Origin of the sequence: Neobacillus sp. GCM10027624 (assembly GCF_042675345.1) — a bacterium.
Lineage (GTDB): Bacteria > Bacillota > Bacilli > Bacillales > Cytobacillaceae > Neobacillus > Neobacillus cucumis_D.
Map to the genome: position 1 here is coordinate 46,585 of NZ_JBHTHD010000019.1, position 25,985 is coordinate 72,569.

Here is a 25,985-nt window from a genome sequence, read left to right on the forward strand (position 1 = left end):
ATATAACATGAGTAAACAACAAATTGGTGTCGTTGGATTAGCGGTTATGGGGAAAAACCTTGCCCTAAATATCGAGAGCCGGGGCTATTCCGTTGCTGTATTTAATCGTTCATATGACAAAACTGAAGCCTTTTTAAAGAATGAGGCGGAAGGAAAAAATTTCGTTGGTGCCAAAACGGTAGAAGAATTCGTTAATTCCCTTGAAAAGCCCAGAAAAATTTTATTAATGGTAAAGGCAGGAACAGCGACAGATGCAACCATTGATTCCTTGAAGCCATATCTCGAAGAAGGAGATATCCTGATTGATGGTGGAAACACCTTCTTCCAAGATACCATTAGACGCAATAAGGAACTAGCCAGTGCAGGTTTTCATTTCATTGGAACAGGTGTTTCCGGCGGTGAAGAAGGTGCTTTAAAAGGACCTGCCATTATGCCGGGCGGTAAAAAAGAAGCCTATGATCTTGTTCAACCAATTTTTGAAGCCATTTCTGCGAAGGTAAATGGAGATCCATGCTGTACCTATATTGGTCCGAATGGGGCCGGTCACTATGTGAAAATGGTGCACAACGGAATCGAATATGGGGATATGCAATTAATTTGCGAAGCTTATTTTATCCTGAAAAATGTGCTGGGCTTAAATGCTGATGAACTCCATCAAGTATTTGCTGAGTGGAATAAAGGTGAACTTGACAGCTATTTAATTGAAATTACAACGGATATTTTTACCAAGGTTGACAAAGAAACAGGAAAACCAATGGTCGATGTGATTTTAGATACTGCAGGACAAAAAGGAACTGGTAAGTGGACAAGCCAAAATGCGCTAGATTTAGGCGTGCCACTTCCGCTTATTACCGAATCTGTTTTTGCTCGCTTTATCTCTGCCATGAAGGATGAACGCGTGAAGGCAAGTAAGATCCTTAAAGGACCAGAAGTGAAGACTTTTGAAGGCAAGAAAGAAGAGTTAATTGAAGCTGTCCGTAAAGCCTTATATATGAGTAAAATTTGTTCTTATGCTCAAGGATTTGCGCAAATGCGTGCCGCTTCCGAAGAGTATGATTGGAATCTTCGTTATGGTGATATTGCGATGATTTTCCGCGGTGGTTGTATTATTCGTGCTCAATTCTTACAAAAAATAAAAGACGCTTATGACCGCGAACCTGAATTGGCAAACCTCTTACTAGACCCTTACTTTAAAGAGATTGTTGAAAATTATCAGCAAGCATTACGTCAAGTTCTGGCAATTGCGATTGAACGCGGAATTCCGGTTCCAACGTTTGCAAGTGCGGCGGCTTATTATGACAGCTATCGTACAGAAACGCTTCCAGCAAATCTTCTGCAGGCACAACGTGACTACTTTGGTGCGCATACTTACCAACGTGTTGATAAAGAAGGGGTATTCCATACAAACTGGATGGAGTAAGCTTCTGTTAATTTTCCTTCTAAGAGACAAAACTTTTCCTAAAAAGGTCAGTTTTGTCTCTTTTTTTTATAATAATTGTCTTGAGTTTCGTTATAAAAAGCAATATCAGTCAAATAAAAGTCCAAATTAAGCATTTACGGAGAATGTTTTTTAGATAAAAAAAGACTAAACTAATATCAAGGTTTGATAACGCTTACAAGAAGGGTATGGGTGTTTTGGATCAAGTAAAGGCAGCTCATGAACAACAGAGAATAAACGAAAAGTGGATCACTGCATTTTATAGAGTCCAAGGAATTGATTCCAATTCCTATTCCTTTCAATTTCACTCCCATCACGAATATGAAGTTTATTTCTTTTGTGGGGGAGATTGTAAGTATTTAATCGGAAATCGGATTTATGAATTGCAACCTGGAGATATTATCCTTTTGGATGGCACAACACTTCATAAACCGAATCCGAAATTGGAGAGCACTTATACAAGAAGTATGCTCCACTTCTCACCAACATGGCTGGCAGAAATCGCCTCTGTTCTTGGTATATCTAATTTGTTGGATCCATTTAAAAAACTCAACAATGTTTTATTACGAACAGGATACAATGAATCCGGTCAATATATTGACGGTCAGATCAAAAAAATCGCAGGATTACTGGCAGAAATAGATGAAGAAATACAGCGAACAGGTATAAAAGATAATCTATCAGAAGCTGAAGTCAAACTGGAATTAGTCCAATTGCTCTTAAGAATTTATAAAATGAGTCAACAAGAACTAGCACATGTTCCAAGTAAGAAAACAGAAAAGGAAATCCATGCTGAGGCAATTGCCTCATGGATTAAGGACCATTATGCCGAAAAAATAAGTTTGGATCGACTCTCGACTGAACTAAATTTAAGCAAGTATTATACCTCACATGTTTTCAAAGACGTCACTGGTTTTACAGTCATGGAATATGTGATGGGATGCCGGCTTAATCAAGTAAAGTATTTGTTAGAAATGGAACCCAACCTTACCTTGGCTGAAGTATCCAGTGCAACGGGGTTTGAAAGTGTTGCACATTTCAGCCGCTTTTTTAAGGAAAAGGTAGGCTTAACACCATCACATTATCGAAAAAATAAACTCAAATCCAGCACATCTGCAGCAAAGGAGGATTCATAAATGAATCAGGATTTATTGATCTCTGGTTTTTCAGATGAAATTTCATCAGATTTTGACACACAGCTTGAAGTGGTATCAAACCTTGGGATGCACTATATTTCCTTGCGGGGTATTGACGGCAAAAACATTGGCGACTTCACCTTAGATGAGATAAAGGATAATGTACAGCCGCGGCTTAAACAAGCAGGTATTGGCGTTTCTTCAATTGGTTCCCCAATTGGCAAGGTGTTCATCAATGATGAAGAGGGCTTTGAAAAACAAAAAATAATGTTGGACAGGCTTTGTCAGATTAGCCAGTTACTGGATTGCAAATATATCCGTATATTCAGCTTTTATATTCCAAAGGGAGAAAATGCTGATCACTATCGGGATGAAGTAATCGGCAAGATTAAAGTTTTTGCTGAAATTGCGGAAAAGTACGATGTGATTCTTTTGCATGAGAATGAAAAGGATATTTTTGGCGACATCGGCAGACGCTGTCAAGAGATTTTAAAAGAAGTTGGCTCTGCCCATTTTAAAGGGATTTTCGACTTTGCTAACTTTGTACAGTGCGGTGAGGACACTGGGGAGTGTTATGATCTGCTAAGAGATGAAATTGTTTATATCCACATAAAGGATGCTGTTACAACAGATAGCCAAAATGTGGTGTGTGGTACTGGTGAGGGGAAAATACCTAAGCTATTGGCCCAATTTATACAAAGCGGTTACAAAGGCTTTTTAACGCTTGAACCACATCTGGTTCTCTTTGACTCATTAAAGGACTTAGAGCTAGAAAATGCTGAAGAAATTATTAAAGATAACAAAGGGCTTGATGGTGCCGGCGGCTATAAGCTTCAATATGAGTCTTTACTAAATATTCTTGAAAAAATAGAAAGTGAGGAGAAGTAAAATGGAAAACGTAAGATTAGGGATCATTGGAATCGGTGCACAGGGCGGGACCTACGCTGGATTTATATCTGAGGGAAAAGTTAAAAATATGGTACTAGGGGCAATCTGTGACATTGATCCAGCTAAAAAGGCAATGTGTGCAGAAAAATATCCTGATGTTCCTTTCTATGACAATTATATTGATATGCTTGAAAGCGGCAATGTTGACGCAGTGGTCACAACTGTCCCACATTACCTGCACCCAGAAATCGGTATTGCAGCACTTAAAAGAGATGTTCATGCCCTGGTAGAAAAACCAGCGGGTGTATACACAAAACAGGTGAAAGAATTAAACGATTTCGCTGCTTCAAAACCAGAGTTGACTTTTGGTATTTTCTTCAACCAAAGAACCAATCCACTCTATCAAAAATTGAAAGAGCTTATTGATAATGGTGAAATTGGTAAGATTCGCCGAACAAATTGGATTATTACAACTTGGTGGAGACCACAGGGCTATTACGATCAAAGTGCATGGAGAGCAACATGGGGCGGAGAAGGCGGCGGTGTTCTCGTAAACCAGGCACCACACCAAATCGATTTGCTTCAATGGATTTGTGGTATGCCTAAAAAAGTTTATTCCAATGTAAAATATGGCTATCAAAGAAATATCGCCGTTGAAGATGAAGTAACGACATTGCTAGACTACGGCAATGGTGCAACAGGTGTCTTTATTACATGTACACATGATATTCTTGGTACGGATCGTTTTGAGATTTTGGGAGACAAGGGAAAAATCGTTGTGGACGATAGCAAGAAAATTACTATCAAACGACTTAAAACACCTGAGCCGGAAATGAATGCAACGATGAGCTGGGCAGATGTTATGAAAATTTTCACTGGTCAAGGCCCATCCGATATATTCAGTGAAGAAGTTCTTGAATTTGAGAGTGTATGGGGAGGACAACATATTGCGGTTTTAGAAAACTTCGCTGCAAATATCGTAAATGGAACCCCATTAATTGCACCTGGAAGTGATGGTATCCACGGCGTTGCATTAGCAAACGCGATCCATCTATCAAGCTGGTTAGGTAAAGAAGTAGAACTTCCAATTGATGAAGAGTTATACTTTGCTGAATTGAACAAAAAGATTGAAGAAGAAAAAAAGAATCCAATTAAAAAATAACTGTTTGATAAATTCATTGAACTCATGGCCATGATGACCATGAGTTCGTTTTAAAAGGAGATGTGCTGATGCTTAAAGCAGTGGTTATCGGACTGGGGGATATCTCTAAAATTCATATACCTGCTTTACAAGCAAACCCTGAGGTTGAATTGGTAGCAGTATGTGATATTGATGAAGCATTAAAGGATTCAGTGCCCGGCGTAAATTTTTATAGCGATTATCGTGTAATGCTGGAAAAAGAAAAAATAGATTGCGTGCATATTTGTCTGCCGCACTATCTTCATTATCCAGCAACAAAAGCTTGTGTGGAAAAAGGGATTCATGTTTTTCAAGAAAAGCCCTTATCGTTGAATTATGAGGAAGGAGTGGCTTTAGAAGCCCTGGAGGAGAACAACAAAAATATTAAAATCTGTGTTTGCTTTCAAAATCGCTACAATGAAACTTTTGAAATGCTGCAAGAGTTAGTAGACAGCGGGGAATATGGGAAGGTCATTGGCATTAAGGGGTTAGTGGCTTGGTTTAGACCTAAAGACTACTACAATGTAAAACCGTGGCGGGGGAAAATGAAGGAAGCCGGCGGTGGTGTGATGATCAATCAATCCATTCACACGTTAGATTTAATGCAGCTTTTAGGCGGTGAACTGGAATCAATCAGGGGGTCGATTGATCAACTTCTGGATTATGGGATTGAGGTTGAGGATACGGCAAATGCTCATATTAAGTTTACAAATGGTGCAACAGGTTTATTTTTTGCCACGAATACCAATGCGGAAAATTCCAGTGTTGAGCTAGAGGTCATTTTGGAAAAAGAAAAATTTACAATTAAAGACAGTATTTTAACCAGGGGCCAATATAAAGAAGTACTAATGGAAGATACAAAGATGCCAGGTTCAAAATTCTATTACGGTGCAAGCCATATGAAGTTGATTAACCAATTCTATTCTTGTATTGCTAATGATACCCAGGATTATGTACATGTGAAGGATGCTCTGACATCCATGAAAATGATTGATGCGATTCGCAAATCGTCAGAAGAAAAGAAAGTAATCAAAATGGAGGAATTTTAACATGCAAACAGCAAAAATTGGCGTTCAAATGTTTAATCTTAAAAATAAAATTGCAGAACTCGGCGTTTATGAGACGATGAGACAAATACATGAGCTTGGTTTCCATTATGTCGAGGTAACACAAATTCAAATGTCTGCGGAAAATGTTGCGGAATTAAAAAGAGCGAGTGATGATTTTAATATTAAAATCGCCTCAATTTCAGCGCCATTGGACACTATGCCTGGAATGCCAGGGGAATCATTAACTATGGATTTTGATAAAATTGTTAACGATTGTAAATCATTAGATTGCAATTTTATTCGAATTGGAATGATGCCGATTACCTTAATGGGTCATAAAGATAAAGCCATGGAGTATATACAAGCTGCGGAAGCAATGGCTGAACGCTTGGCGGAGTATGGAATTGAATTGTATTATCATAATCATCATATTGAATTCGAAAAATATGATGGAGAATGTCTGTTAGATATTATGAAAAACAACACATCCAAGCTTGGTTATGAGTTAGATGTTCACTGGGTCCAAAGAGGCGGTGAGAATCCGATCAATGTGATTAAACGGTTTGCAGGACGCGTTTCTTTAATTCATTTAAAAGATTATCGTATTGGCCGAATGGATGTAAATGAGGAAGATTTTAAAGATATGTCGAAGTTTATGTACAAATTCACCAACATTGTTGAATTTGCGGAACTGGGTCAAGGGAACCTTGATATCAAAGGGATTATCGAAGCAGGGGTTGAGAGTGGCGTTCAATATTTCTTAATCGAACAAGATGATACCTATGGGCGTGACCCATTTGATACCCTTAAAGATTCGGGAGATTATTTAAGAAAATTAGGCTACGGAGATTGGTTCTAAAATCTATTTATTAATAAAAAGCCAGTTCACTTTAATTTTGTGAATTGGCTTTTACTGGTTCTGAAAGGTGAAATGGGATGTAATCTGCATTGTTTTCAATTTTCTCAATTAAGATTTGGATTAACTTTTTCATTTTTATTGCCCCCCATGTGATTTGATACTTTAATTATCATATAAGATTGTCTTTTAAACAATGTGGCTGAAAACGGAACCAATCATGATGAAAACGGGAACATTGTCGATGAAAGCGTGCAACATCTGCTATTTCCTCAGTTTTTCATCTCTTTTCTAGCATTTTCAAATAAGCAAACTAACTTTTACATGTGCCCTGTACCTATAATAGGAAAAGGCCCTTCAAAAGGGCCAAAATTGTCGAGGACGGTTATTTTTTACGGCAATTTTCCATTTTGTTTAAATCTAAAATCCCAATTTTTATTAAGAGATTGTCCATGCTAATGGGCCTGTTGATTTCCGCTCCAGGTGCTTCGCTTTCCGCGGGCGTGCCGGGGAGCCTCCTCGGCGCTTTGGCGCCTGCGGGGTCTCCCCAGCCCCGTACTCCCGCAGGAGTCTTCGCACCCTCCGCTCCAATCAACAGGGAGTGAATTAATCTAAATTATTGACACACACCTTTTTCAATAAGTTTGTTGTAATTTTTTTATATTTTGGTAGGTAGCAGTAAAGAGAGCTTCTTCACAGTAGCGAAGCCCGTGCAGCTCTTTTAGTCTGTAAAACTTGACTCAATTTTTTTCTTTCCAAATTTATAGGGTCTGTTATTATTCATTGTTAATTTTCGTGTAGGTATGAGAATTCATAGGAGGAAAATTTCCGGCTAATGTATATAGGGGAGCTTAAGAGGCAGATATAAGCGGAGATATTCCGATTAACTGCTCTAAATAAGACAAAATCCAAAGATTTGGATCATATAAACGGAAAAACTTCCTTTATTTTTAAGGAAATATGGGGATTTCCTAATTTAACTGGAATTTTACTGTTTATTTCTCAAACACAAGTGAAATCTACATTCAGTTATAAGCAAGCCAATTTATAAAAAATTTTTCCTGATTCAAATAAGCGATATTACCTTCCTTTTCCTTGTAGGGCTTTTTTCCAAATTCCATTCTATCCTCTTCGATAACAGTTTCTACTTCCACCTCTTCTTTTATAAACTTATGCTTATTGCCGTTTGGCTTTATATGTGTTGAATTCGTAAATAAAACACGCCCCCCCCAACTATTTTGTGATTCATTACTTGGAGAAAAATGTTATCGAAAATATATTGAATTATATCAGTATCTCTAAACGATGTTGACGATATTAATTAATCGTAGAATGATGTAGAACTGAATAATGGGATATTACTTATTTTTTTATTAGTTTAGAGGGAATTCCTTATTGAATAACGAGAGTTGATTGGAGCGGAAATCAACAGACCTGTTGCAAAAACTTTATGATAATAATTTCACTCAAATTAAAGAGGAATTGTTAAAGAAAGTGAATGAAATAAAAGGCTCTCGATAGTTTTTCGAGAGCCTTGAGCCCTTCAAAAGGGCAGTTTCTATTATTTATTTTCTTCTTTTATCGTTAAGCATAATTCCGGAATGTCTAAAAAGTTTTTAATGGCTAGGGCGCATGCTCCCATTACACATGCTTTATTGCTAAGTTCAGAAATCATAAGCTCATAATAATGGCTGATGTTCGAAGTCAAATAACCTTTTATTTTATCAACAGCATTTGGAATCATTCGAAGTAATTCGCTATTTACTACTAAAATTTCCGGGTTATATAGGTTAATAATATTATTAAGGCCAATGGCTAAATATTTAATGTATTGGTCGATTTGATGACAAGTGTTCTGCTCTTTATCCAAAAGCAAATTCTTTATCTCTTCAAACCTTAAATCAGGCTTATTGTTGTTCTCCGATAATTGTTTATAAAAGCTTAATTCGGATGCATATTGTTCCCAACAGCCCAGATTTCCGCAGCTGCAAGGTTTTCCATCGGGAACGATAATCATATGACCGATCTCTCCAGCATAACCATGATATCCCTTAAGAGATTCACCATTGACCATAATACCTAGCCCAATCCCTGAATACAAACTGATTGATAATAAATTCCCACACTGATGGTGTTTATAAACTCTTTCCGCAAATGAACACAAATTAGCATTGTTTTCAATAAATACACTGGTTCCGATTTCATTCATTAGGTCTTCTTTTAAATTAATATTTTGCCATCGATGCTGCGGTACAAAATAGATCATCTCATCGTTATTCACAATGCCATGAATTCCAATTACTACACCAGCAAGACCGTAGCGAGTATGAACACATTGCTGTTTGTAATCCTCTATCTGTTTGACTAATAGTTTAAGAATGACATCATAGTCAGAGGAATGGAGTTCAATTGTATTCGTCTGAACAGGGGTGCCATTAATAGTAGACAACGTAAAAACAATGAATCTTTTATCGAGGTCTATCCCTAAAACAAAGCCTCCCTGTGGGTTAATCGAAAGCATGATCGGTCTTCTGCCTAGGTTTTTATGTTCTTGCTGAGTTTCGATAATTAATTCTTCTGATAATAAATCTGATACTTGTACCGAAACGGTTGCTTTGTTTAAGCCTGTAATTTTTGCTAAATCGGCTCTAGAAATTAAATTATGTTCGATTATCTTGCTTAAAATTAAAGATCGATTCATTTTCTTGATGTACGATGCATCTCCGGTGAGCAATGTAATACCTCCTTGCATGATTTATCCCGCATTAACGGGCAGTAAGCCCCCCACTTAAGGGCTTAGAGTAAGCAGGAGACTAAGTGGGGGATCAACTGCCCGTAAAAGCCCGATCGGTTCAACTAACAATCAGTGGGGGATGAAAAAAAACCCTACTGATTGAAGTTTCACTATATATAGGAAATTTTTCATAAATATTGACGTAAATAATCCATAATGATATTATACAGGTAATTAATTTGTTTGGTAAACAAATTAATTATTCGATTGAAAAATAAGTCTTTTAAGATTTTCTTTGAAAGGGATTACAAGGGTTTACATATGTAAAAATTGTTTTAAACATTACATGGAATAGAACGTCAAGTGGAAAACTTGAAATGAATGAAAAGGAGTGATGCGGTCATGGGTATTCTTCAAGAATTATTAAAAGATATTCCCGTTCCAAAAATGGCAAAAGTCAAAGTGAATTTTGACAATAATAAGATTGATGACCTCGGAGCTGTATTAAGTAAAAAGTTACAGCAAGAAGCGATAATAAATAAAATTCAACCAGGAATGGAAATTGCCCTAGCAGTTGGAAGCCGTGGACTGGATCGAATTGTCGAGCTTACGGCTGTCACGGTTCAATTTTTAAAAGATTTAGGTGCTAAACCGTTTATTGTTCCTAGTATGGGAAGTCATGGCGGGGCAACGGCTGAAGGCCAGCGTGCTGTTTTAGAACATCTAGGAGTGACAGAACAAAGTGTGGGAGCTGAGATTCGCTCTTCCATGGAAGTGGTGAAAATCGGTGAATTGCCAAACGGATTACCGGTGTACGTGGATAAATATGCTTCAGAAGCCGACGGTATTGTAGTAATCAATCGAGTTAAACCGCATACTGCCTTTCGCGGACCGGTTGAAAGTGGAATTATGAAAATGATTAGTATTGGATTAGGAAAACAAAAAGGGGCAGAAGCCTGTCATCAAATGGGATTTAAATATATGGCAGAAAATGTACCTGCAATGGCAAAAATCATTATGGAGAAGACACCATTCCTTTTTGGAGTTGCAACCGTTGAAAACGCCTTTGATAAAGTGGCGGTTGTCGAGGTATTAACTCCGAAAGAGGTTATAGAAAAAGAACCGGATTTACAGAAACAAGCCAAATCATTATTACCAAAGCTTTTTTTCGATCAGTTGGATGTCCTCTTGATTGATGAAATTGGTAAAAATATCTCGGGTGATGGGATGGACCCGAATATCACAGGCAGATACCCGACTCCATATGCTTCTGGTGGCCCGGATGTAAACAAGATGGTCGTTCTCGATGTAACTCCACAGTCGGAGGGGAATGCCAATGGAGTGGGAACAGCAGATTTTACGACACAACGTCTTTTAGACAAAATGGATCGGGAAGGAACCTATGCGAATGGTTTAACTTCAACTGTTTGTGCTCCTACAAAAATTGCGACCACCTTGCCTAATGATAAAATGGCCATCCAAGCTGCCGTTAAAACATGTAATATATTAGATTTTAATAACGTGAAGCTTGTGCGGATTAAAAATACTTTAGTACTAAGTGAAATTGAAGTGTCTGAGCCTTTACTCCAATATGTAAAACAACATCCAAACATGGAGCAAATTTCGGACTTATATGATTTTTCTTTTGATGAAAATGGGAATCTATTTTAAAAAAAAAGGGAGAGAAGATATATGGCACAATTATTTGATTTAACTGGAAAAGTAGCAGTTGCAATTGGGGGAAATGGTGTATTAGGTTCTGCGATGGCAAAAGGATTGGCAGAAAACGGAGCAAAGGTTGCCATCGTCGGCCGTAACCTCGAAAAGGCAGAAGAAGTTGTAAAGGAAATTCAAGAAAGTGGCGGCGAAGCAAAGGCGTTTTCAGCTGATGTCAGTTCAAAGGAATCTTTAATTTCTGCAGCCAATGAAATTGAGCAATGGTCCGGCGGCTGGGATATTGTTTTGAATGCGCCTGGAACGAATAGTGCGACACCATTCTTTGATATTAGCACGGATGAATGGGACAAAATCATGGACATAAACTTAAAAGGGATTGTCCTAACCTGTCAAATTTTTGCGAAAAAAATGATTGAGCAGGAAAGAAAAGGCAGCATTATTAATATCTCATCTGTTTCATCTACAACGCCACTTTCAAGAGTATTTACTTACTCCGTATCAAAAGCAGGGATTAATAGTGTGACACAGTTCTTGGCACGTGAGTTCGCGCCAAACGGGATTCGTGTAAATGCAATCATCCCAGGATTTTTCCCTGCTGAACAAAATCGCAAAATTTTAGATAAAGAAAGAATCGAAGATATCATGAGACATACTCCGATGAAACGCTTTGGAGAGGCAGAGGAACTTCAAGGTACAGCTGTTTGGCTGGCTGCAGACAAAGCTTCCAGCTTTGTAACAGGGGCATTGATTCGTGTTGATGGCGGTTTCGGAAGCATGACAATTTAAAAAGAAACATAATGTAAAAATAAATAAAATAAGTTAACAGTGGTTGGCTAAAGAAAAAGTGTTGGGAGATGGGACAATGTTAACGGAAAAATATAACAAATTGACGTCTATTCTCCGTGAAATGGGGTCTGTCGTTGTAGCGTTCTCTGGGGGAGTCGACAGTACCTTCCTATTAAAGGCAGCGGTTGATACATTGGGCACCGATTGTGTGCTTGCCGTGACAGCTGACTCGGAAACCTATCCATCAAATGAACTTGAAGAAGCAAAAGCACTTGCCGAAATGATTGGGGTCAAACATCAGGTCATTGAAACATCTGAATTGTCGATTCCAGGTTATGCGGAGAACAATAAAAACCGATGCTACTTTTGTAAAAGCAGTTTATTTGATCATTTAATACCGGTTATGGAAGAAAAGGGTTTTCAAAATGTCATTTATGGTGTGATTGCTGACGATATGAATGAATATCGCCCAGGAATGCAGGCTGCAAAAGAGAAAGGTATTCGCGGCCCTCTTCAAGAAGCTAATTTGTTTAAAGAAGAAATTAGAGAACTATCACGAAAGTTTGATTTACCTACATGGGATAAACCATCCTTCGCTTGTCTTTCTTCAAGAATTGCCTATGGCGAATACATTACAAAAGAAAAGCTTACAAAGGTTGAAAAAGCAGAAAACTATATTAAAACCCTTGGTATTCGACAGGCTCGAGTCCGGACTCATCAGGATATTGCCAGAATTGAAGTGGAGCCCGCTGATATGAAGATGATTTTAGAACATCATGACTCGATTGTAAGGAATCTTCGAGAATATGGATATAAATATATTACCTTAGATTTATTTGGCTATCAAAGCGGCAGCATGAACAAGGTGTTAGCCAATAACGGTTTGTCTCAACAAACTTAGAATTGAAAAGCTTTGGCAAAAGCACCAAAGCTTTTTCTTTTAACTGAATAATATAAATGAACGTAGGGGGGATTAAAAATGCTTGAGGAAATATTAAATCAAGTTCAAAAAGGGACCCTAAGCGTACAAGAAGCAAAAAAACAATTAGCGACATTCGAGAATTTAGGGTTTGCAAAAGTTGACCATCATCGAAAAAAACGCCAGGGATTCCCGGAAGTCGTTTATGGTGAAGGTAAAACATCAGAACAAATCATTTCAATAATACAAGCATTAAGGTCAAGAAATCATCAAGTACTGGTAACTAGAATTTCTAAAGAAAAAGCCGATAGAGTGCAAAAGGCTTGTCCTGAATTTATTTACAATGATATGGCCCAAATATTATTTTGGAAAGATGAAACGGGTACCGAAGAAAAATCCAATGGATACATTGCGATTATTTGTGCAGGGACCTCTGATTTAAAGGTTGCAGAAGAAGCAGCCGTCACTGCCGAAGTATTGGGGAGCAAAGTGCATCGAATTTATGATGTGGGCGTAGCAGGGATTCATCGCCTGTTCAATCATCTTGAAGAAATACAAAATGCAACGGTCTCCGTTGTTGTAGCGGGTATGGAAGGTGCCCTTCCAAGTGTGGTGGGCGGACTTGTTTCCCATCCTGTTATAGCAGTTCCGACAAGCGTTGGATACGGAGCAAATTTCAATGGTTTATCAGCTTTATTAACGATGCTAAATTCATGTGCTTCCGGAATAAGCGTGGTAAATATTGATAACGGATTCGGCGGGGGATATAACGCGGTCTTAATTCATCAACTTGCACAAAAAGGGGCAGGAAAAAATGAAGAAACTGTATTTTGATTGCTTTTCTGGAATTAGCGGGGATATGGTGATTGGTTCACTCATCGATGCGGGAGCAGACCCCAATCAACTTTTAGAAGAACTAAAAAAGCTTCATATGGAAGATGAGTATGAATTACAGTGGAAAAAGATTGTGAAGAATGGAATTACCAGCACAAAATTTGATGTGGTGCTCTTGAAAAATTCGATTAATGGGGATAGTCATGATCACCAACATGTGCACGTACATGAACATAGCCATGACCACAATCATAGCCATGAACATCATCAGGAGCATGACCACGACCATAGCCATGAACATCATCATGAGCATGACCATGGCCACCATCATCATGAACACCGTTCCTATCAGGAAATTGTTGGATTAATCAAAAAGGCTGGATTCTCTGAAAAAGTAGAGGACACTGCATTTAAAATTTTTAAAAGAATTGGCGAAGCGGAAGGTCTTATTCATGGAATTCCGTTAGAGAAGGTTCATTTTCATGAAGTAGGTGCAGTTGATTCTATCATCGATATTATTGGGGCAGCGATCTTAATCCATCAATTAGATGTTAGTGAAATCAAGTCATCGCCTATTCCAGTTGGAGCCGGGAGGATACATATTGACCACGGTATTTATCCAGTCCCAGCACCGGCCACACTCGAAATATTAAAGGGAGTCCCGATTGAACAATCAAATATCAGAGCAGAGCTTACTACACCGACTGGCGCGGCAATCGTTGCGGTCCTTGCAGAAGAATTTTGTTGCCTTCCCTCTATGAAGGTACAAGCAATAGGTTATGGTGCTGGAACGAAAACCTTTACTGATCATCCCAATGTTCTGCGAGTCATCATTGGTGAGTAAACTGAACACCCAAGAGAGGAGAGTACAAAATGGCTGCTCATCCACCCGACAAAGAACATCTTGATGACCATATGGTCAAAATGGAAGTTAACCTTGATGACATCCCCGGCGAATGGCTTGGATATGTAATGGACTTATTATTCGAAGCAGGGGCAAATGATGTTTTCTATACTCCTATTTACATGAAAAAAAACAGACCGGGCATTTTACTTCAACTGCTATGTTCATTAAAAAAAGTAAATACAATGAAGAAAATCCTCTTTAGCGAAACAACAACACTCGGTGTTCGTTATTATCCTTTAACCGTTCATCGCTTAGAAAGAACTTATAAAAAGGTTGCGACTGAGTGGGGAACGGTGACGGTAAAAGAAGGAATCCATGATGGCATCGTTGTGCAAAGAGCACCTGAATTTGAAGAATGTAAAACGATTGCAGAGCAGCATCATATTCCATTGAAAAAAGTCTATGAACAAGTTTGGCTCGTGATGGGGGAAGAGGCGTAGGCAAACCGGGTTACTGTTTGAACAGAGGGGAGGAGAAAAGAAATGTTCATGAGTTTTATCTCGGTTTTATTTCTGGGATTTATTTTAGGAATCAAGCATTCTATTGAACCTGATCATATTATTGCCGTGTCGACCATGGTGAGTAAAAGTAAAAAACTTTCACGTTCTACTTTGACCGGTGTATTTTGGGGCATTGGCCATACCAGCACATTGTTTATTGTCGGAATGATTTTGGTTGTAATGAAGGGTGAATTATCAGATAAATGGGCAATGTCGCTCGAATTTCTAGTAGGAATCATGCTTGTTTATTTAGGAATGAAAAGTATGCTTTTCATTAAAAAGATAGATTCTAAGCAAAACAAGAAGTTTAGCGAACGGTCTTCCTTAATAAAGATTACCATTATCGGGTTTATTCATGGTCTTGCCGGGAGTGCTGCAATGGTGTTATTGACGATGTCTACCGTTTCTTCAGTCTGGCAATGTGCAGTCTATATAATGATTTTTGGTACAGGAACGATTATCGGTATGCTGATGTTTACGACGATTATTGGAATACCTTTTGTATATAGTAAAAAAAGCAGGGGACTAAACCGATTATTAACTCAATTTGCAGGTTCAGTCAGTTTAATATTCGGAATCTATTATATGTATAATCTAGGGATAACAGAAGGGTTATTTCATTTATGGGCGCAGTAATATTTGGAGAATGATAGCAGCTTTATACGAATTGGGAGGTGTTTCACAATGAAAAACAGTTGCATTGGAAAAATTCAAACTCACTATCCTAAATTGAGCGAAAAAGAAAAGAAAATTGCCAATTATATTTTAGAAACTCCTGATAAAATCATCCATCGTACGATTAATGAAGTGGCCGAAGAATTGAATCTTGCTGATGCAACTGTTTTTCGTTTTTGTAAACGAATTGGATATAAAGGCTATCAAGCTATGAAAATTGCACTTGCTTCAGAAATGACAACACCAGTCATTTCATCTCATGAAGAAATAATTCACGAGGACAATGAAAAAACTATATTAGAAAAAGTGTTTAAATCAAATATACGGACGATCGAACATACCTTTCAAGTGAACGAGAATGAATCGATCCATCGGGCAATAGAACTGCTTTCTAATGCAAATCGGGTTGAGTTTTATGGAACGGGAGGTTCTGCCGTCATTGCTTTAGATGCTTATTATAAATTTATCCAAACAGGGATAAAAGCTTCCGCTACTTTGGATTCCCATTTTCAGTTAATGTCTGCCTCTCAATTAACAAAGGAAGATGTGGCAGTTGTTATCTCACATACAGGAACAAACAAAGATTCACTTAATATTTTAAATACTGCTCGTGGAACCGGGGCAAAAACAATCGGTATCACAAGTGTTGCTAAATCCCCCATCGGGCAAAAGGTGGATGTAGCATTATATACAAGTTCCGATAGAACAGAATATCGCTCAGAATCTTTAGCATCACGCATTGCTCAACTCAGCCTGATTGATGCACTTTCTGTAAATCTTATGGTATTGAATAAAAAGGTTCTCATGAAGGAGGATATATAAATATGAATTCAAAATATGTCATTGGCGTTGATATCGGTACAACAAGTACAAAATCCGTTTTATTTTCTGCAAGCGGTTCAGTTATCGCTAGACATGGGATTGAATATCCATTATTCAGTCCAACACCTGCAACGGCTGAACAAGATCCTGAAGAAATTTTTTCAGCTGTCCTTCAAACAATTAAGACAGTAATAAAGAATAGTAAAGTTTCTCCGAATGAAATCCTTTGTGTTTCTTTTAGCTCAGCCATGCATAGTGTGATTGCGGTGGATGAATCCGGAAAGCCGCTTACTCGTTGCATTACCTGGGCGGACAATCGAAGTGCTAAATGGGCGGAAAAGATTTTAAAGGAAATGAATGGGCATGAGATTTACAGGCGAACAGGTACTCCTATTCACCCAATGGCGCCACTTTCAAAATTAGTATGGCTTAAGGAAGAGCAGTCTGAACTGTTTAAGAAAACCTATAAATTTATTTCGATTAAGGAATATGTTTTTTATAAATTATTTAAAAAATTTGTAATCGATTATTCCATAGCATCTGCAACAGGGATGTTCAATTTAAATTCACTTCAATGGGATGAAGAGGCACTTAAAGTAGCAGGGGTTACAGTGGATCAGCTTTCTAAGCCAGTTTCTACAACCTATTATCTAGCCGGATTAGACAAAGAACGAGCAGAGGAACTTCTGCTTTCAGCAGATATTCCTTTTGTTGTTGGGGCTAGTGATGGAGTGCTATCAAATCTAGGGGTTAATGCTATTGAACCGGGAGTTGTAGCGGTAACGATTGGGACAAGCGGTGCGATTCGAGCCGTGACGGATAAGCCAATTACTGATCCGAAAGGAAGAATTTTTTGTTATGCCTTAACGGAAAACCATTGGGTAATCGGCGGGCCCGTTAATAACGGAGGGATGATTTTTCGTTGGGTCCGCGATCAGCTTGGAGCCTCTGAGGTAGAAACGGCGAAGCGCCTTGGAAAAGATGCTTATGATGTATTGACAGAAATTGCGGAGAATGTAAATCCCGGCGCTGACGGTTTGATTTTTCATCCTTATATGGCGGGAGAGCGGGCTCCGATTTGGGATGCAAATGCTAGAGGGTCTTTTTTCGGACTAGGATTACATCATAAGAAGGAGCATTTAATTCGTGCCGTTTTAGAAGGGGTAATCTTAAATTTATATACTGTTCTCCTTGCATTAGAGGAATTGATTGGCGAGCCTAAAAGTATTCAGGCAACCGGAGGGTTTGCAAGGTCTGAACTTTGGCGGCAAATGATGGCGGATATTTTCAACCAAGAGGTAAATATTCCGGAAAGCTTTGAAAGCTCTTGTCTTGGTGCAGCCCTCCTCGGATTGTACAGTTTAGGAGAGATTGATTCCTTAGATGTAGTATCTGAAATGGTTGGAGCTACCAACCACCATAAGCCGATTGAAGATAACGTGAAAGTTTATCAAGAGATTATTCCCATCTATATTCGATTATCCAGACTCTTTAAAGAAGAATATGAGAATATCTCCAACTTTCAAAAAAAGTGGGTTGAATAAGGAAAAAGGCTGCCAGTAATGGCAGCCTCAAATTTTATGCCCATTTTACTTCCTTAACTAATTGTTGTCTAAAAAGTTCAATGATAAAGTCATTATAAAAGTCTTTTCTAACAATAATTTGATATCTTTGGTTTGTGTGGGCATATACAAGAATATCTGTTAAGACCTTATTTTCATTAAAAATTTCTCGAATTTTATATACCTGTTTTTTTATATCTGAACCTAAGCTGGTGATATTGAATTCAATGTCATCGTCATTTGCTGTCTCATTTAAGTCCAGAAGCTTTTCATCATACGAATAAATTATTTTCATCTTTTTTAGCTCCTTATACTAAATATCGTAAATAAATGTAAACGGTACAAATGATAATCGACAGAATCATTAGTGGAAAAGCAATCAATAGGAATTTTCCAAAGGAAATATGATACCCTTCTTTTGCAGCCAATCCTGCAACAATCACGTTAGCGCTAGCCCCGATTAGAGTTCCGTTACCTCCAAGACAAGCTCCAAGTGATAAACTCCACCAAAGTGGTTCTAGGTTATCGATTCCAAGCGACCCCATGTCTTTAATCATCGGAATCATGGTTGCCACAAATGGAATATTGTCGATAAACGCGGAAGCAATAGCGCTGACCCATAGAATTAAAATAGAGGATGAGGCCACATTACCGCCGGTAAGATGTACGGAGTAATCGGCTAAAAGGGAAATAACGCCTGTTTCAATTAATCCTGAAACGAGGACGAACAGCCCGATAAAGAAAAAAATAGTCAACCACTCAACCTTTAAGAATGCTTTTTCTAAATGCCTTTCTCCAGTTAATAACAACAAAAGGAACGCTCCCGCTAAGGCAACAGATGCTGATTCCAAATGGAATAGCTGGTGTAAAAAGAAGCCCAAAATGGTAAAGGCAAGGGCAATAAGAGATTTCACCAATAGCTTTTTATCGGTAATTTCTTGTTTTTCATCCAAATCCATTAAATTCGCTTTTAATTCCGGAGTAGTCTTCAGCTGCTTTCGATATATAAAAGCAAGAATCACCACGTTCACAATCAAAATAAAAAAGGAAATAGCCGTTAGATTATAGATGAATTCCATAAATGTAAGTTCCTTTACGGCACTGCCAATCATAATATTCGGAGGGTCCCCAATCAGTGTAGATGTTCCGCCAACATTGGATGCAATAATTTCAGTAATTAAATAGGGAATGGGATTTACCTTTAATTGTCTTGTAATACTGAAAGTGACTGGCACCATTAACAGGACCGTAGTGACATTATCCAAAAAAGCTGAACCAAGTGCCGTAATGATTCCTAAAGCTAGGAGAAGTTTTATGGGATCTCCCTTGACCTTTTTTGCGGCGAAGATGGCAATATAATTAAATAGGCCCGTCTCGGATGTGATGGCGACAATAATCATCATGCCTGTCAGTAAACCAAGTGTATTAAAATCAATATGATGTAGGGCTTTTTCTTGATTTACAATTCCAAGTAGTACCATCATGATTCCACCGGCCATAGCAATAATGGTTCGATGGATTTTTTCTGTAACGATAAATGCGTATGTAATTAAAAATACACCTATCGCAATGATTGCTTGTGTTGACATTTTTTCCCCTCTTTCCGTATGTATTTCCTAAAAAAAGCAAAAAGGAGCCTGTGTTGACAGACTCCCCCAAAAAACAAGCTTATTTATTTACTTTTTATTATAGTAGAGTGGAGAATAGGCTGTAAAGAGAATTATTTTCAATTATCAAAACTCGGCCGGCTAAAGCCCTAGTTTTTTAATGAATTCAACGGTTTCCCGATGGTCTCTTTTAATTTGTTTGAATAGCGCTTTATCTGTTTTTACAATCGAGTTCCCATTTTCATCCGCAATTGCTCTTGTAGTTGAACTGCTTTGTAAAACCATCCATTTTCCCGCAATCTTTTTTAACTTAAGGTCAATAATCCCGAGCCTGCTGCCAAATGCCCCTGCCATCACTACCGGCTTAGCATTTATTTTCCCCGTTTCTAAATTTGTATTAGGCAGGAAAGAATAGGCGGGTCCAGGGAAAATACCATGGGAGTGTCCTGCAAGGATGGCATCAATTCCGGGAATTTTCGTAAGGTAATAAACGGCATTTTCAGTATCAGGGTGATAGGTCTCATTACTTATACCTGTATGGGCAAGAGCAATAATGATATCTGCGCCTTCCGCTTTCATTTGCGGTATGAATTCTTTTGCTGTATCAACAATCGGCTTGGCCATTACCTTTCCTTCTAAATTTGCTTTATCCCATTTCATGATTTGAGTCGGCATAAAGCCAATTACGCCAATTTTAATTGGGTGAGGTATTCCCTTTTCATCGAGAACCTCCCTATTTAAAATGACATAGGGTTTAAAATAAGGTTTTTGTTTTTTTAAGGAGTACACATTTGCATTCACGTAAGGCATTTTCAGCCCTTTTAATGCGTTTTTGATAAATTGCAGTCCATAATTAAATTCGTGATTTCCGAGGGCTATCGCATCGTAATGCAAATAATTAAAGGCCCGGTAAACAGGATGGACTTTTCCTTTATGAAGCCCTCTTACACGTACTAAATATTCACCAAGAGGGTTGCCCTTTAAATGGTCGCCATTGTCAAACAGCAGGGAGTTTTCCACTTCTCTCCTAGCCTGTTTGATCAGCGTTGCCGTTTTAACAAGCCCGATTCGGTTGTCCACTTTCGTCTGGTAATAATCATAATTCACTAGAGAGGCATGCAGATCTGTCGTCTCAAGAATCCGTAACTGAACCATTTCACTCGTATTGGCCCCGCTCTCTACCGCAAAGGATGGTATAGGGGAGGATTGCCAAATTAGCATGAGAGTCAGCAATAGCAGGATAAGTCTTTTAGAACTTCTCAAAACAATCTCCTCCAAAAGTTTAGTATTTTTAGTATTTGTTTAAAAGAAGGTTGTATGAGTTTTTAATGGTTAAATTTAGTTGGACAGAAAATTGTCATAAACATATGAATAAAAATTGAAAATTTGTTATCTCCCCATTTTAAGAAGTTACTTTTGAATATAATGAAGGTATCCAAAGTGGGAGGTAATGAAAAATGAATATAACAACCATCATTGAATTACAAAACAACGAGGTAGAAGCAATCACGGGAGCCCAGCTAGTTTTTGCTCAAGAAAAAATTGATGAAAATATCATCGAGACCTGTGTTGAATGTTTTCAAGTAAAAGATTCTGAAGAAAAAATCTCAACAGAAGAAGCAATGCAGAAGGTATTTGAACAATTAAAAACGGAAGGGGTTATCCCTTCAAAGGTGGAGGATTTTTCCTTCGAAATGCCGTCATGTGAACGATTAAAAAGTAAATCGCAAGATGCGAAAGATCTTCCGCAAAAAGTAGTTCTTTCGTATATGTCATAAAAGGGGTTCTTTGAACTCCTTTTAATTTTTGTCAAAAATTTGAACATATTAATGTTGAGTGATATTGGTCACTTAAATGAAAATAGTTTTCAATTAAAATGAAATTAGTTACATTAAGGAGGTAATTATAGTGGAAAAGAATTCAGTAAAAGCCTTTATGGAATATAGCGAAGAAAGATTTACAAAAAGGGTGATCTATAAAAAGGGAGAAACGACGGCTTTTGTTTTAAACTTTTTACCTGGGCAGGAACTTCCAGTTCATAAGCATCCGGGAACAGAGGTTTATCTATATGTGGTAACAGGAGCTGGAACGCTCGTCATTAATGGTGAGGAAACGGGTGTTACAGAGGCAGATCTTATCCATGTAAGCAGTGATGAAGAAATGTCCTTTAAAAATAATGGGAATGAACCTGTCAGCCTATATGTAGTCTTAAGCAAATTTCCAAGTGAACAATACGCGAAAAATATTTAATAAAACAGAGCCAGCCGTTTTTTCAGGCTGGCTTTTTTCGATTGCTACGAAGCTGTTTATTTTTATACCCAAAAAACCACCAGTTCCAATCACCAAGCAGCTTCATTAAAGCCGGTACAAGGACCATTCTCACTATGGTAGCATCAATAAAAATCGCAATTGCAATCCCGACACCCAATTGTTTGATCGGCATAACACCTGTAAAGGCAAATGCCCCGGTTACAACAATCATAATAGCAGCAGCAGAAGTAATAATTTTACTCGTATACGTTAACCCGGCTATGGTTGCTACGCTGTTATCGCCTGTTTTTAAATAAAACTCCTGAATTCTAGAAATCAAAAATACTTCATAATCCATAGATAAGCCAAAAACAAGCGTAAAAACGAATACAGGTAAAATTAAAGCAATATCCACCGGTTTTAATCCGAAATGTCCCTGCTGGAATATCCAAACCACAATGCCGAACGTACATCCCAGGCTTAAAACATTCATCAAAATGGCCTTTAATGGAATAAGAATCGAGCGAAAGGCTGCCATGAGAATTAAAAAGGTGGATGCAAAAATTAACAATAAGCCGTAGGGAGCCTTTGAGAAAATTTCATCAAATATTTCCTGCTCAAATTTAATTGTGCCCCCAAAGGAAGCCTTGATTCCTAAATCCCGTTTAGACCAAGAATCAACCCATTCCCTGGCTTTGGCGGAGTGCTCACCGGTGTTTAAAAAAACTTCCAGACGCATTTTATTTCCGCTTAAATAATAATCCTTTACTGGTATAACCTTTTGTTTTGGTCCGTATTTCAAAAATTGATCTAACTGTTCTGCATGTTTCATTCCCGTAGTGGAAAAAGGAGAATTGATGGTATGGACTAATGAGTCCTTTTGAATTTTATCGACGACTTTTTCTGCCTTTATTAAGTTTTCTTTATTCAAAAAATCCTTCTTTGATTCAAGAATTACCGTTACTTTTTTCTCCTCCCGCTTGTTCTTCGGAATAAAATGGTCGCGAAACACTTCATACGCCATTCTTGAAGGATAAGTTGGCGGCAGAGAATCTGTGCCTGGAATGGTTAGAATCATTTGTCTTACTGGAATTAGACCAACCAGCAAAATCGCAAGGGCTACTATGGTTAAAAAAATAGGATGATTCATGACAAACTTCGCAAACCGATGCCATATACTTGTTTGATTTTCCGCAATCTTCAAAAGGCTAAATTTATTAATCCCATTCCCAATAACAGATAGGAGGGCAGGAAGAAAAGTTAACGCACAAAATACTGAAATAAACACAACTGTCATTCCACCGAGAGCCACATTTTGAAAGATATCGATTTGAATAAACCAGAGTCCAGACAAACCAATAAACACACAAAGTCCTGAAAAAATGATCGAACGGCCGGCGGTTGCAACAGTGATTTTAACAGCTTCCGGTACGGAATTCCGCTGCAGCTCTTCTTTATAGCGATTGATAAAAAGTAAAGCAAAATCAATACTTAAGGCGAGGCCAATCATTGGAATAATATTTAAAATGAAAATCGTCAAATCGGCTCCGTAGCTAAAGAAATAAACCGTTCCCATCGTTATTAAAATGGATACAACACCTATTATTAGCGGTGTAGCAGCAGCAACCAATCCACCGAAAGCAAGGATCAAGACAAGTAAAGTGATGGGGAGTCCAATCATTTCTGCCTTAGCAAGGTCCTCTTGGCTGGCAGTATTCAAATCTTTCACAATAACGGGTTCACCCGTCATGGTTACCTTTAGACCTTTTCGATTTTTCAGTTTTTGCTTTAATTGGACAATTTCCTTTCCAAGAGCTTCGGCTTTTTTTTGAAAGATGATCAGTCCGTAAGCATAATTTTCTTTTACCATTCCTTCTTGTGCATAAGGGGAGATGATTTTTTTTGCCCCATCAAAGTTTTTCAGATTTAGGAATGTTTCCTCTATAAATGATTTCCAGTCTTGGTCACTAATCGATTTCTCTCGTTGAAACACAAGGATAATCGAGGATTTAGGCTGTCCAAAATCTCTTTCAAGAATCTCTCTTGTTTTGTTGAATTCCCCGTTATATTCAAAACCATTGCCACTTAATACGGATGGCAATTTCGATGCGAAAAAGCCTAATACAATAATGGCAAAAAACCAGGTGAAAAGGACAAGTTTTCGGTGTTTATAAATGAAACTGCCGAGCTTATTCATAATCAATTGCCCCCTTTGATTTACTTTTCCCTAAAAATGAACCCTTAAAAGAGACAAGAATTGTAATTTAATAAAATAATGTTCATTTTGGTTTTTACAAATGTTCAATTATTTGTTATAGTTACAGAGTGAATAAGAAAATGAATGGTTATTTAAATAAGGGGGAAGTTTACGATGACTCAAAATATTGTAAAAATGATTGATCATACATTATTAAAAGCAGATGCAACGAAAGCTGATATTATAAAACTTGTGGAAGAGGCAAAAGAGTACTGCTTTGCATCGGTGTGTGTAAATCCTACATGGGTTCGTACGGCAGCACAAATGCTTGCAGATACTCCTGAGGTTAAGGTATGTACGGTAATTGGCTTTCCGCTCGGTGCCTCAACACCGGAAACAAAGGCATTTGAAACAAATAACGCAATTGAAAATGGTGCGGATGAAGTCGATATGGTTATGAACATCGCAGCACTTAAGGACCGTGATGACGAATTAGTGGAACGAGATATTCGTGCGGTTGTGGAAGCGGCTAAAGGAAACGCATTAACGAAAGTGATTATTGAAACCTGCCTGCTTACAAATGAAGAAAAAGTAAGAGCTTGTGAGCTTGCGGTTAAAGCCGGTGCAGATTATGTAAAAACCTCAACGGGTTTTTCAACTGGCGGAGCGACTGTTGAAGATATCCAGCTTATGCGTCAAACCGTTGGACCAGAAATAGGTGTTAAGGCATCGGGGGGTGTCAGGAGCCGTGAAGATGCCCTTGCAATGGTAAAAGCAGGAGCTACCCGAATTGGCGCGAGCTCAGGAGTTGCAATCAGCAAAGGTGAACTATCTTTAAGTAATTATTAAAAAATCAATTTTAAGTCCCAAGAGGTATCTCCACACAAATATGGAGTACCTCTTTTTTATGTTAAAGGACAATGTTAACTTTTGAGCAATGTTGATTGGAGCGGAAACCAACAATCAATTTAAGAGCCCTTTTTTATAAAATAATCAAATGAAAAAATGTCCATAATATACATACACAACAGGAAAAAGGATGATGGCCATGATTTATATCTATAATGATTACGGCGGAACACATACAACCTCATTGGCTGCGGCCTATCATTTAAAACAATTACCTCAATCTGAGAGGAAATTAACGACGGAAGAAATTTTAAATGTACAATATTTTAATAAATTAACCCATGCCGATTTTGGAAAAATCATTTTTCATGGAATGGATGAAGACGGGAATCCAGTTTATACAATAGGAAGGAAGAGAAATAAATTAGTTGTCCCAGCTTTAAAGGAATTAAGCCTATTACTACAATCAAAGTTTGCGTTTGAGGAAAAAATCATATTCTCCAATACATCTCCAACCGTTCCATTCGTAATGTCCATGGGCGGATTTTTTTCAAGAGGTCTAAAGATTGATTCTATAGGTGTACCTCTTTTGATTAAAGGGGCGAAAAAATGTTGCGACAATATTTTTAGGCTTGTTGAGAATACGAAAGAAATTGGAAAATCCTCATTTGCTGAAAAAGTGATTATTTTAGAAAATGAGATGTACAAATCATAAAATGAAAAATATAGTGTTCGTTTCTATTATTGATGACGAAGAAATCATTCGATCCCTGTTACTAAAGATATTAAAAACAATAGAGATTGAACAAGTTGAATTAGATGTAGCGGCGTTTGAGGGAGGAATTCCTTTTTTTGAATCGAAACGTGCCGAAGATTCAAGGAACCATCTCATCATTCTAGATGGGATTATGCCTGCAATGGATGGGATGGAGATTTTACAAAAGGTAAAAAAGACGAATAATGGGTCAAATATTTATGTTCTCATGCTTTCGGGGCGAAAAAGTGAGTCTTATGTTCAGCGTGCTTTATTGCTCGGTGCAGATGACTATGTTACAAAACCGTTCGGTATTCAAGAATTAAAAGAAAGAATTCGCAGGCTGTTAATAAGGATGAATTGAA

At 37.9% G+C, this 25,985-nt stretch carries 25 protein-coding genes and 1 pseudogene; 20 read left to right on the forward strand and 6 right to left on the reverse strand.

Annotated elements, in window-relative coordinates; translation table 11 throughout:
* Positions 1-7: 7 nt before the first annotated feature.
* The 6 genes from gnd (at position 8) to ACFQZ9_RS25695 (ending at position 6,550) form a co-directional block, all read left to right on the forward strand.
* A complete protein-coding gene (gene gnd, locus ACFQZ9_RS25670) occupies positions 8-1,420 on the forward strand; it encodes an NADP-dependent phosphogluconate dehydrogenase (protein WP_498946229.1) in 1,413 nt (470 codons plus the stop codon).
* A gap of 215 nt (positions 1,421-1,635) precedes the next feature.
* On the forward strand, positions 1,636-2,574 hold the full coding sequence (locus ACFQZ9_RS25675) for an AraC family transcriptional regulator (RefSeq protein ID WP_498946231.1): 939 nt from the start codon (positions 1,636-1,638) through the stop codon (positions 2,572-2,574).
* Entirely contained in the window at positions 2,575-3,462 is an 888-nt protein-coding gene (locus ACFQZ9_RS25680; RefSeq protein WP_498946233.1) for a sugar phosphate isomerase/epimerase family protein, read from the forward strand.
* 1 nt (position 3,463) lies between these two features.
* Positions 3,464-4,624 (forward strand): Gfo/Idh/MocA family protein, encoded by a 1,161-nt coding sequence (locus ACFQZ9_RS25685; protein WP_498946235.1) that lies wholly within the window; start codon positions 3,464-3,466, stop codon positions 4,622-4,624.
* A 68-nt stretch (positions 4,625-4,692) separates the two neighbouring features.
* Entirely contained in the window at positions 4,693-5,691 is a 999-nt protein-coding gene (locus tag ACFQZ9_RS25690) for a Gfo/Idh/MocA family protein (protein WP_498946237.1), read from the forward strand.
* Between the two features lies 1 nt (position 5,692).
* Complete coding sequence (locus tag ACFQZ9_RS25695) at positions 5,693-6,550, forward strand: sugar phosphate isomerase/epimerase family protein (RefSeq protein WP_498946239.1); 858 nt, start codon at positions 5,693-5,695, stop codon at positions 6,548-6,550.
* A 1,082-nt stretch (positions 6,551-7,632) separates the two neighbouring features.
* On the opposite strand, the pseudogene ACFQZ9_RS25700 reads toward ACFQZ9_RS25695, so the two are convergent.
* Positions 7,633-7,891 (reverse strand): annotated as a pseudogene (locus ACFQZ9_RS25700) (IS5/IS1182 family transposase); the annotation flags it as partial.
* A gap of 217 nt (positions 7,892-8,108) precedes the next feature.
* Positions 8,109-9,299 carry an ROK family protein gene (locus ACFQZ9_RS25705; protein WP_498946241.1) on the reverse strand — a complete coding sequence of 397 codons (1,191 nt, stop codon included), beginning with the start codon at positions 9,297-9,299 and terminating at the stop codon, positions 8,109-8,111.
* 384 nt (positions 9,300-9,683) lie between these two features.
* Between ACFQZ9_RS25705 and ACFQZ9_RS25710 the strand changes: the two genes are divergently transcribed.
* The 9 genes from ACFQZ9_RS25710 to gntK all read left to right on the forward strand — a co-directional run bounded on the left by ACFQZ9_RS25710 (position 9,684) and on the right by gntK (position 17,945).
* Positions 9,684-10,952, forward strand: coding sequence for a nickel pincer cofactor-dependent isomerase, group 22 (locus ACFQZ9_RS25710; RefSeq protein WP_198312881.1), 1,269 nt, complete (start codon positions 9,684-9,686; stop codon positions 10,950-10,952).
* 21 nt (positions 10,953-10,973) lie between these two features.
* Positions 10,974-11,744: an SDR family oxidoreductase gene (locus ACFQZ9_RS25715; protein WP_498946243.1), complete on the forward strand. Its 771-nt coding sequence runs from the start codon at positions 10,974-10,976 to the stop codon at positions 11,742-11,744.
* A 76-nt stretch (positions 11,745-11,820) separates the two neighbouring features.
* The gene (larE, locus tag ACFQZ9_RS25720; RefSeq protein WP_498946245.1) at positions 11,821-12,645 is read left to right on the forward strand and encodes an ATP-dependent sacrificial sulfur transferase LarE; all 825 of its coding nucleotides are present in this window, start codon (positions 11,821-11,823) and stop codon (positions 12,643-12,645) included.
* Between the two features lie 78 nt (positions 12,646-12,723).
* Entirely contained in the window at positions 12,724-13,497 is a 774-nt protein-coding gene (gene larB, locus ACFQZ9_RS25725) for a nickel pincer cofactor biosynthesis protein LarB (protein WP_498946247.1), read from the forward strand.
* Positions 13,478-14,341: a LarC family nickel insertion protein gene (gene larC / locus ACFQZ9_RS25730; protein ID WP_498946249.1), complete on the forward strand. Its 864-nt coding sequence runs from the start codon at positions 13,478-13,480 to the stop codon at positions 14,339-14,341. Before larB ends, larC begins: the two co-directional genes overlap by 20 nt.
* Before the next feature lie 29 nt (positions 14,342-14,370).
* The gene (larC2, locus tag ACFQZ9_RS25735) at positions 14,371-14,844 is read left to right on the forward strand and encodes a LarC family nickel insertion protein (protein ID WP_498946250.1); all 474 of its coding nucleotides are present in this window, start codon (positions 14,371-14,373) and stop codon (positions 14,842-14,844) included.
* Positions 14,845-14,886: 42 nt separating this feature from the next.
* The gene (locus tag ACFQZ9_RS25740; protein ID WP_498946252.1) at positions 14,887-15,540 is read left to right on the forward strand and encodes a HoxN/HupN/NixA family nickel/cobalt transporter; all 654 of its coding nucleotides are present in this window, start codon (positions 14,887-14,889) and stop codon (positions 15,538-15,540) included.
* A 48-nt stretch (positions 15,541-15,588) separates the two neighbouring features.
* Positions 15,589-16,401 carry a MurR/RpiR family transcriptional regulator gene (locus ACFQZ9_RS25745; protein WP_498946254.1) on the forward strand — a complete coding sequence of 271 codons (813 nt, stop codon included), beginning with the start codon at positions 15,589-15,591 and terminating at the stop codon, positions 16,399-16,401.
* 2 nt (positions 16,402-16,403) lie between these two features.
* Complete coding sequence (gntK, locus tag ACFQZ9_RS25750; RefSeq protein WP_498946256.1) at positions 16,404-17,945, forward strand: gluconokinase; 1,542 nt, start codon at positions 16,404-16,406, stop codon at positions 17,943-17,945.
* 34 nt (positions 17,946-17,979) lie between these two features.
* Here the strand turns inward: gntK and ACFQZ9_RS25755 are convergent, their stop codons facing one another.
* From ACFQZ9_RS25755 to ACFQZ9_RS25765, 3 genes are all read right to left on the reverse strand, one after another.
* Positions 17,980-18,258, reverse strand: a complete 279-nt coding sequence (locus ACFQZ9_RS25755; protein ID WP_498946258.1) for a hypothetical protein — start codon at positions 18,256-18,258, stop codon at positions 17,980-17,982.
* Between the two features lie 13 nt (positions 18,259-18,271).
* Positions 18,272-19,552 (reverse strand): ArsB/NhaD family transporter, encoded by a 1,281-nt coding sequence (locus ACFQZ9_RS25760; protein ID WP_198312871.1) that lies wholly within the window; start codon positions 19,550-19,552, stop codon positions 18,272-18,274.
* 159 nt (positions 19,553-19,711) lie between these two features.
* Positions 19,712-20,833, reverse strand: a complete 1,122-nt coding sequence (locus tag ACFQZ9_RS25765) for a metallophosphoesterase (RefSeq protein WP_498946260.1) — start codon at positions 20,831-20,833, stop codon at positions 19,712-19,714.
* 194 nt (positions 20,834-21,027) lie between these two features.
* Here ACFQZ9_RS25765 and ACFQZ9_RS25770 point away from each other — a divergent pair, with 194 nt between their 5' ends.
* Both ACFQZ9_RS25770 and ACFQZ9_RS25775 read left to right on the forward strand, forming a co-directional pair.
* Positions 21,028-21,348: a hypothetical protein gene (locus ACFQZ9_RS25770; protein ID WP_498946262.1), complete on the forward strand. Its 321-nt coding sequence runs from the start codon at positions 21,028-21,030 to the stop codon at positions 21,346-21,348.
* A gap of 130 nt (positions 21,349-21,478) precedes the next feature.
* Positions 21,479-21,820 carry a cupin domain-containing protein gene (locus ACFQZ9_RS25775; RefSeq protein WP_198312868.1) on the forward strand — a complete coding sequence of 114 codons (342 nt, stop codon included), beginning with the start codon at positions 21,479-21,481 and terminating at the stop codon, positions 21,818-21,820.
* A 22-nt stretch (positions 21,821-21,842) separates the two neighbouring features.
* Here the strand turns inward: ACFQZ9_RS25775 and ACFQZ9_RS25780 are convergent, their stop codons facing one another.
* Positions 21,843-24,017, reverse strand: a complete 2,175-nt coding sequence (locus ACFQZ9_RS25780; protein ID WP_498946263.1) for an MMPL family transporter — start codon at positions 24,015-24,017, stop codon at positions 21,843-21,845.
* Positions 24,018-24,191: 174 nt separating this feature from the next.
* On the opposite strand from ACFQZ9_RS25780, the gene deoC reads away from it, so the two are divergent.
* From deoC to ACFQZ9_RS25795, 3 genes are all read left to right on the forward strand, one after another.
* Positions 24,192-24,866 (forward strand): 2-deoxyribose-5-phosphate aldolase, encoded by a 675-nt coding sequence (gene deoC / locus ACFQZ9_RS25785; protein ID WP_498946264.1) that lies wholly within the window; start codon positions 24,192-24,194, stop codon positions 24,864-24,866.
* A 199-nt stretch (positions 24,867-25,065) separates the two neighbouring features.
* On the forward strand, positions 25,066-25,581 hold the full coding sequence (locus tag ACFQZ9_RS25790) for a DUF3189 family protein (protein ID WP_198312865.1): 516 nt from the start codon (positions 25,066-25,068) through the stop codon (positions 25,579-25,581).
* A 1-nt stretch (position 25,582) separates the two neighbouring features.
* Entirely contained in the window at positions 25,583-25,984 is a 402-nt protein-coding gene (locus ACFQZ9_RS25795) for a response regulator transcription factor (RefSeq protein WP_498946266.1), read from the forward strand.
* Position 25,985: the final 1 nt, after the last annotated feature.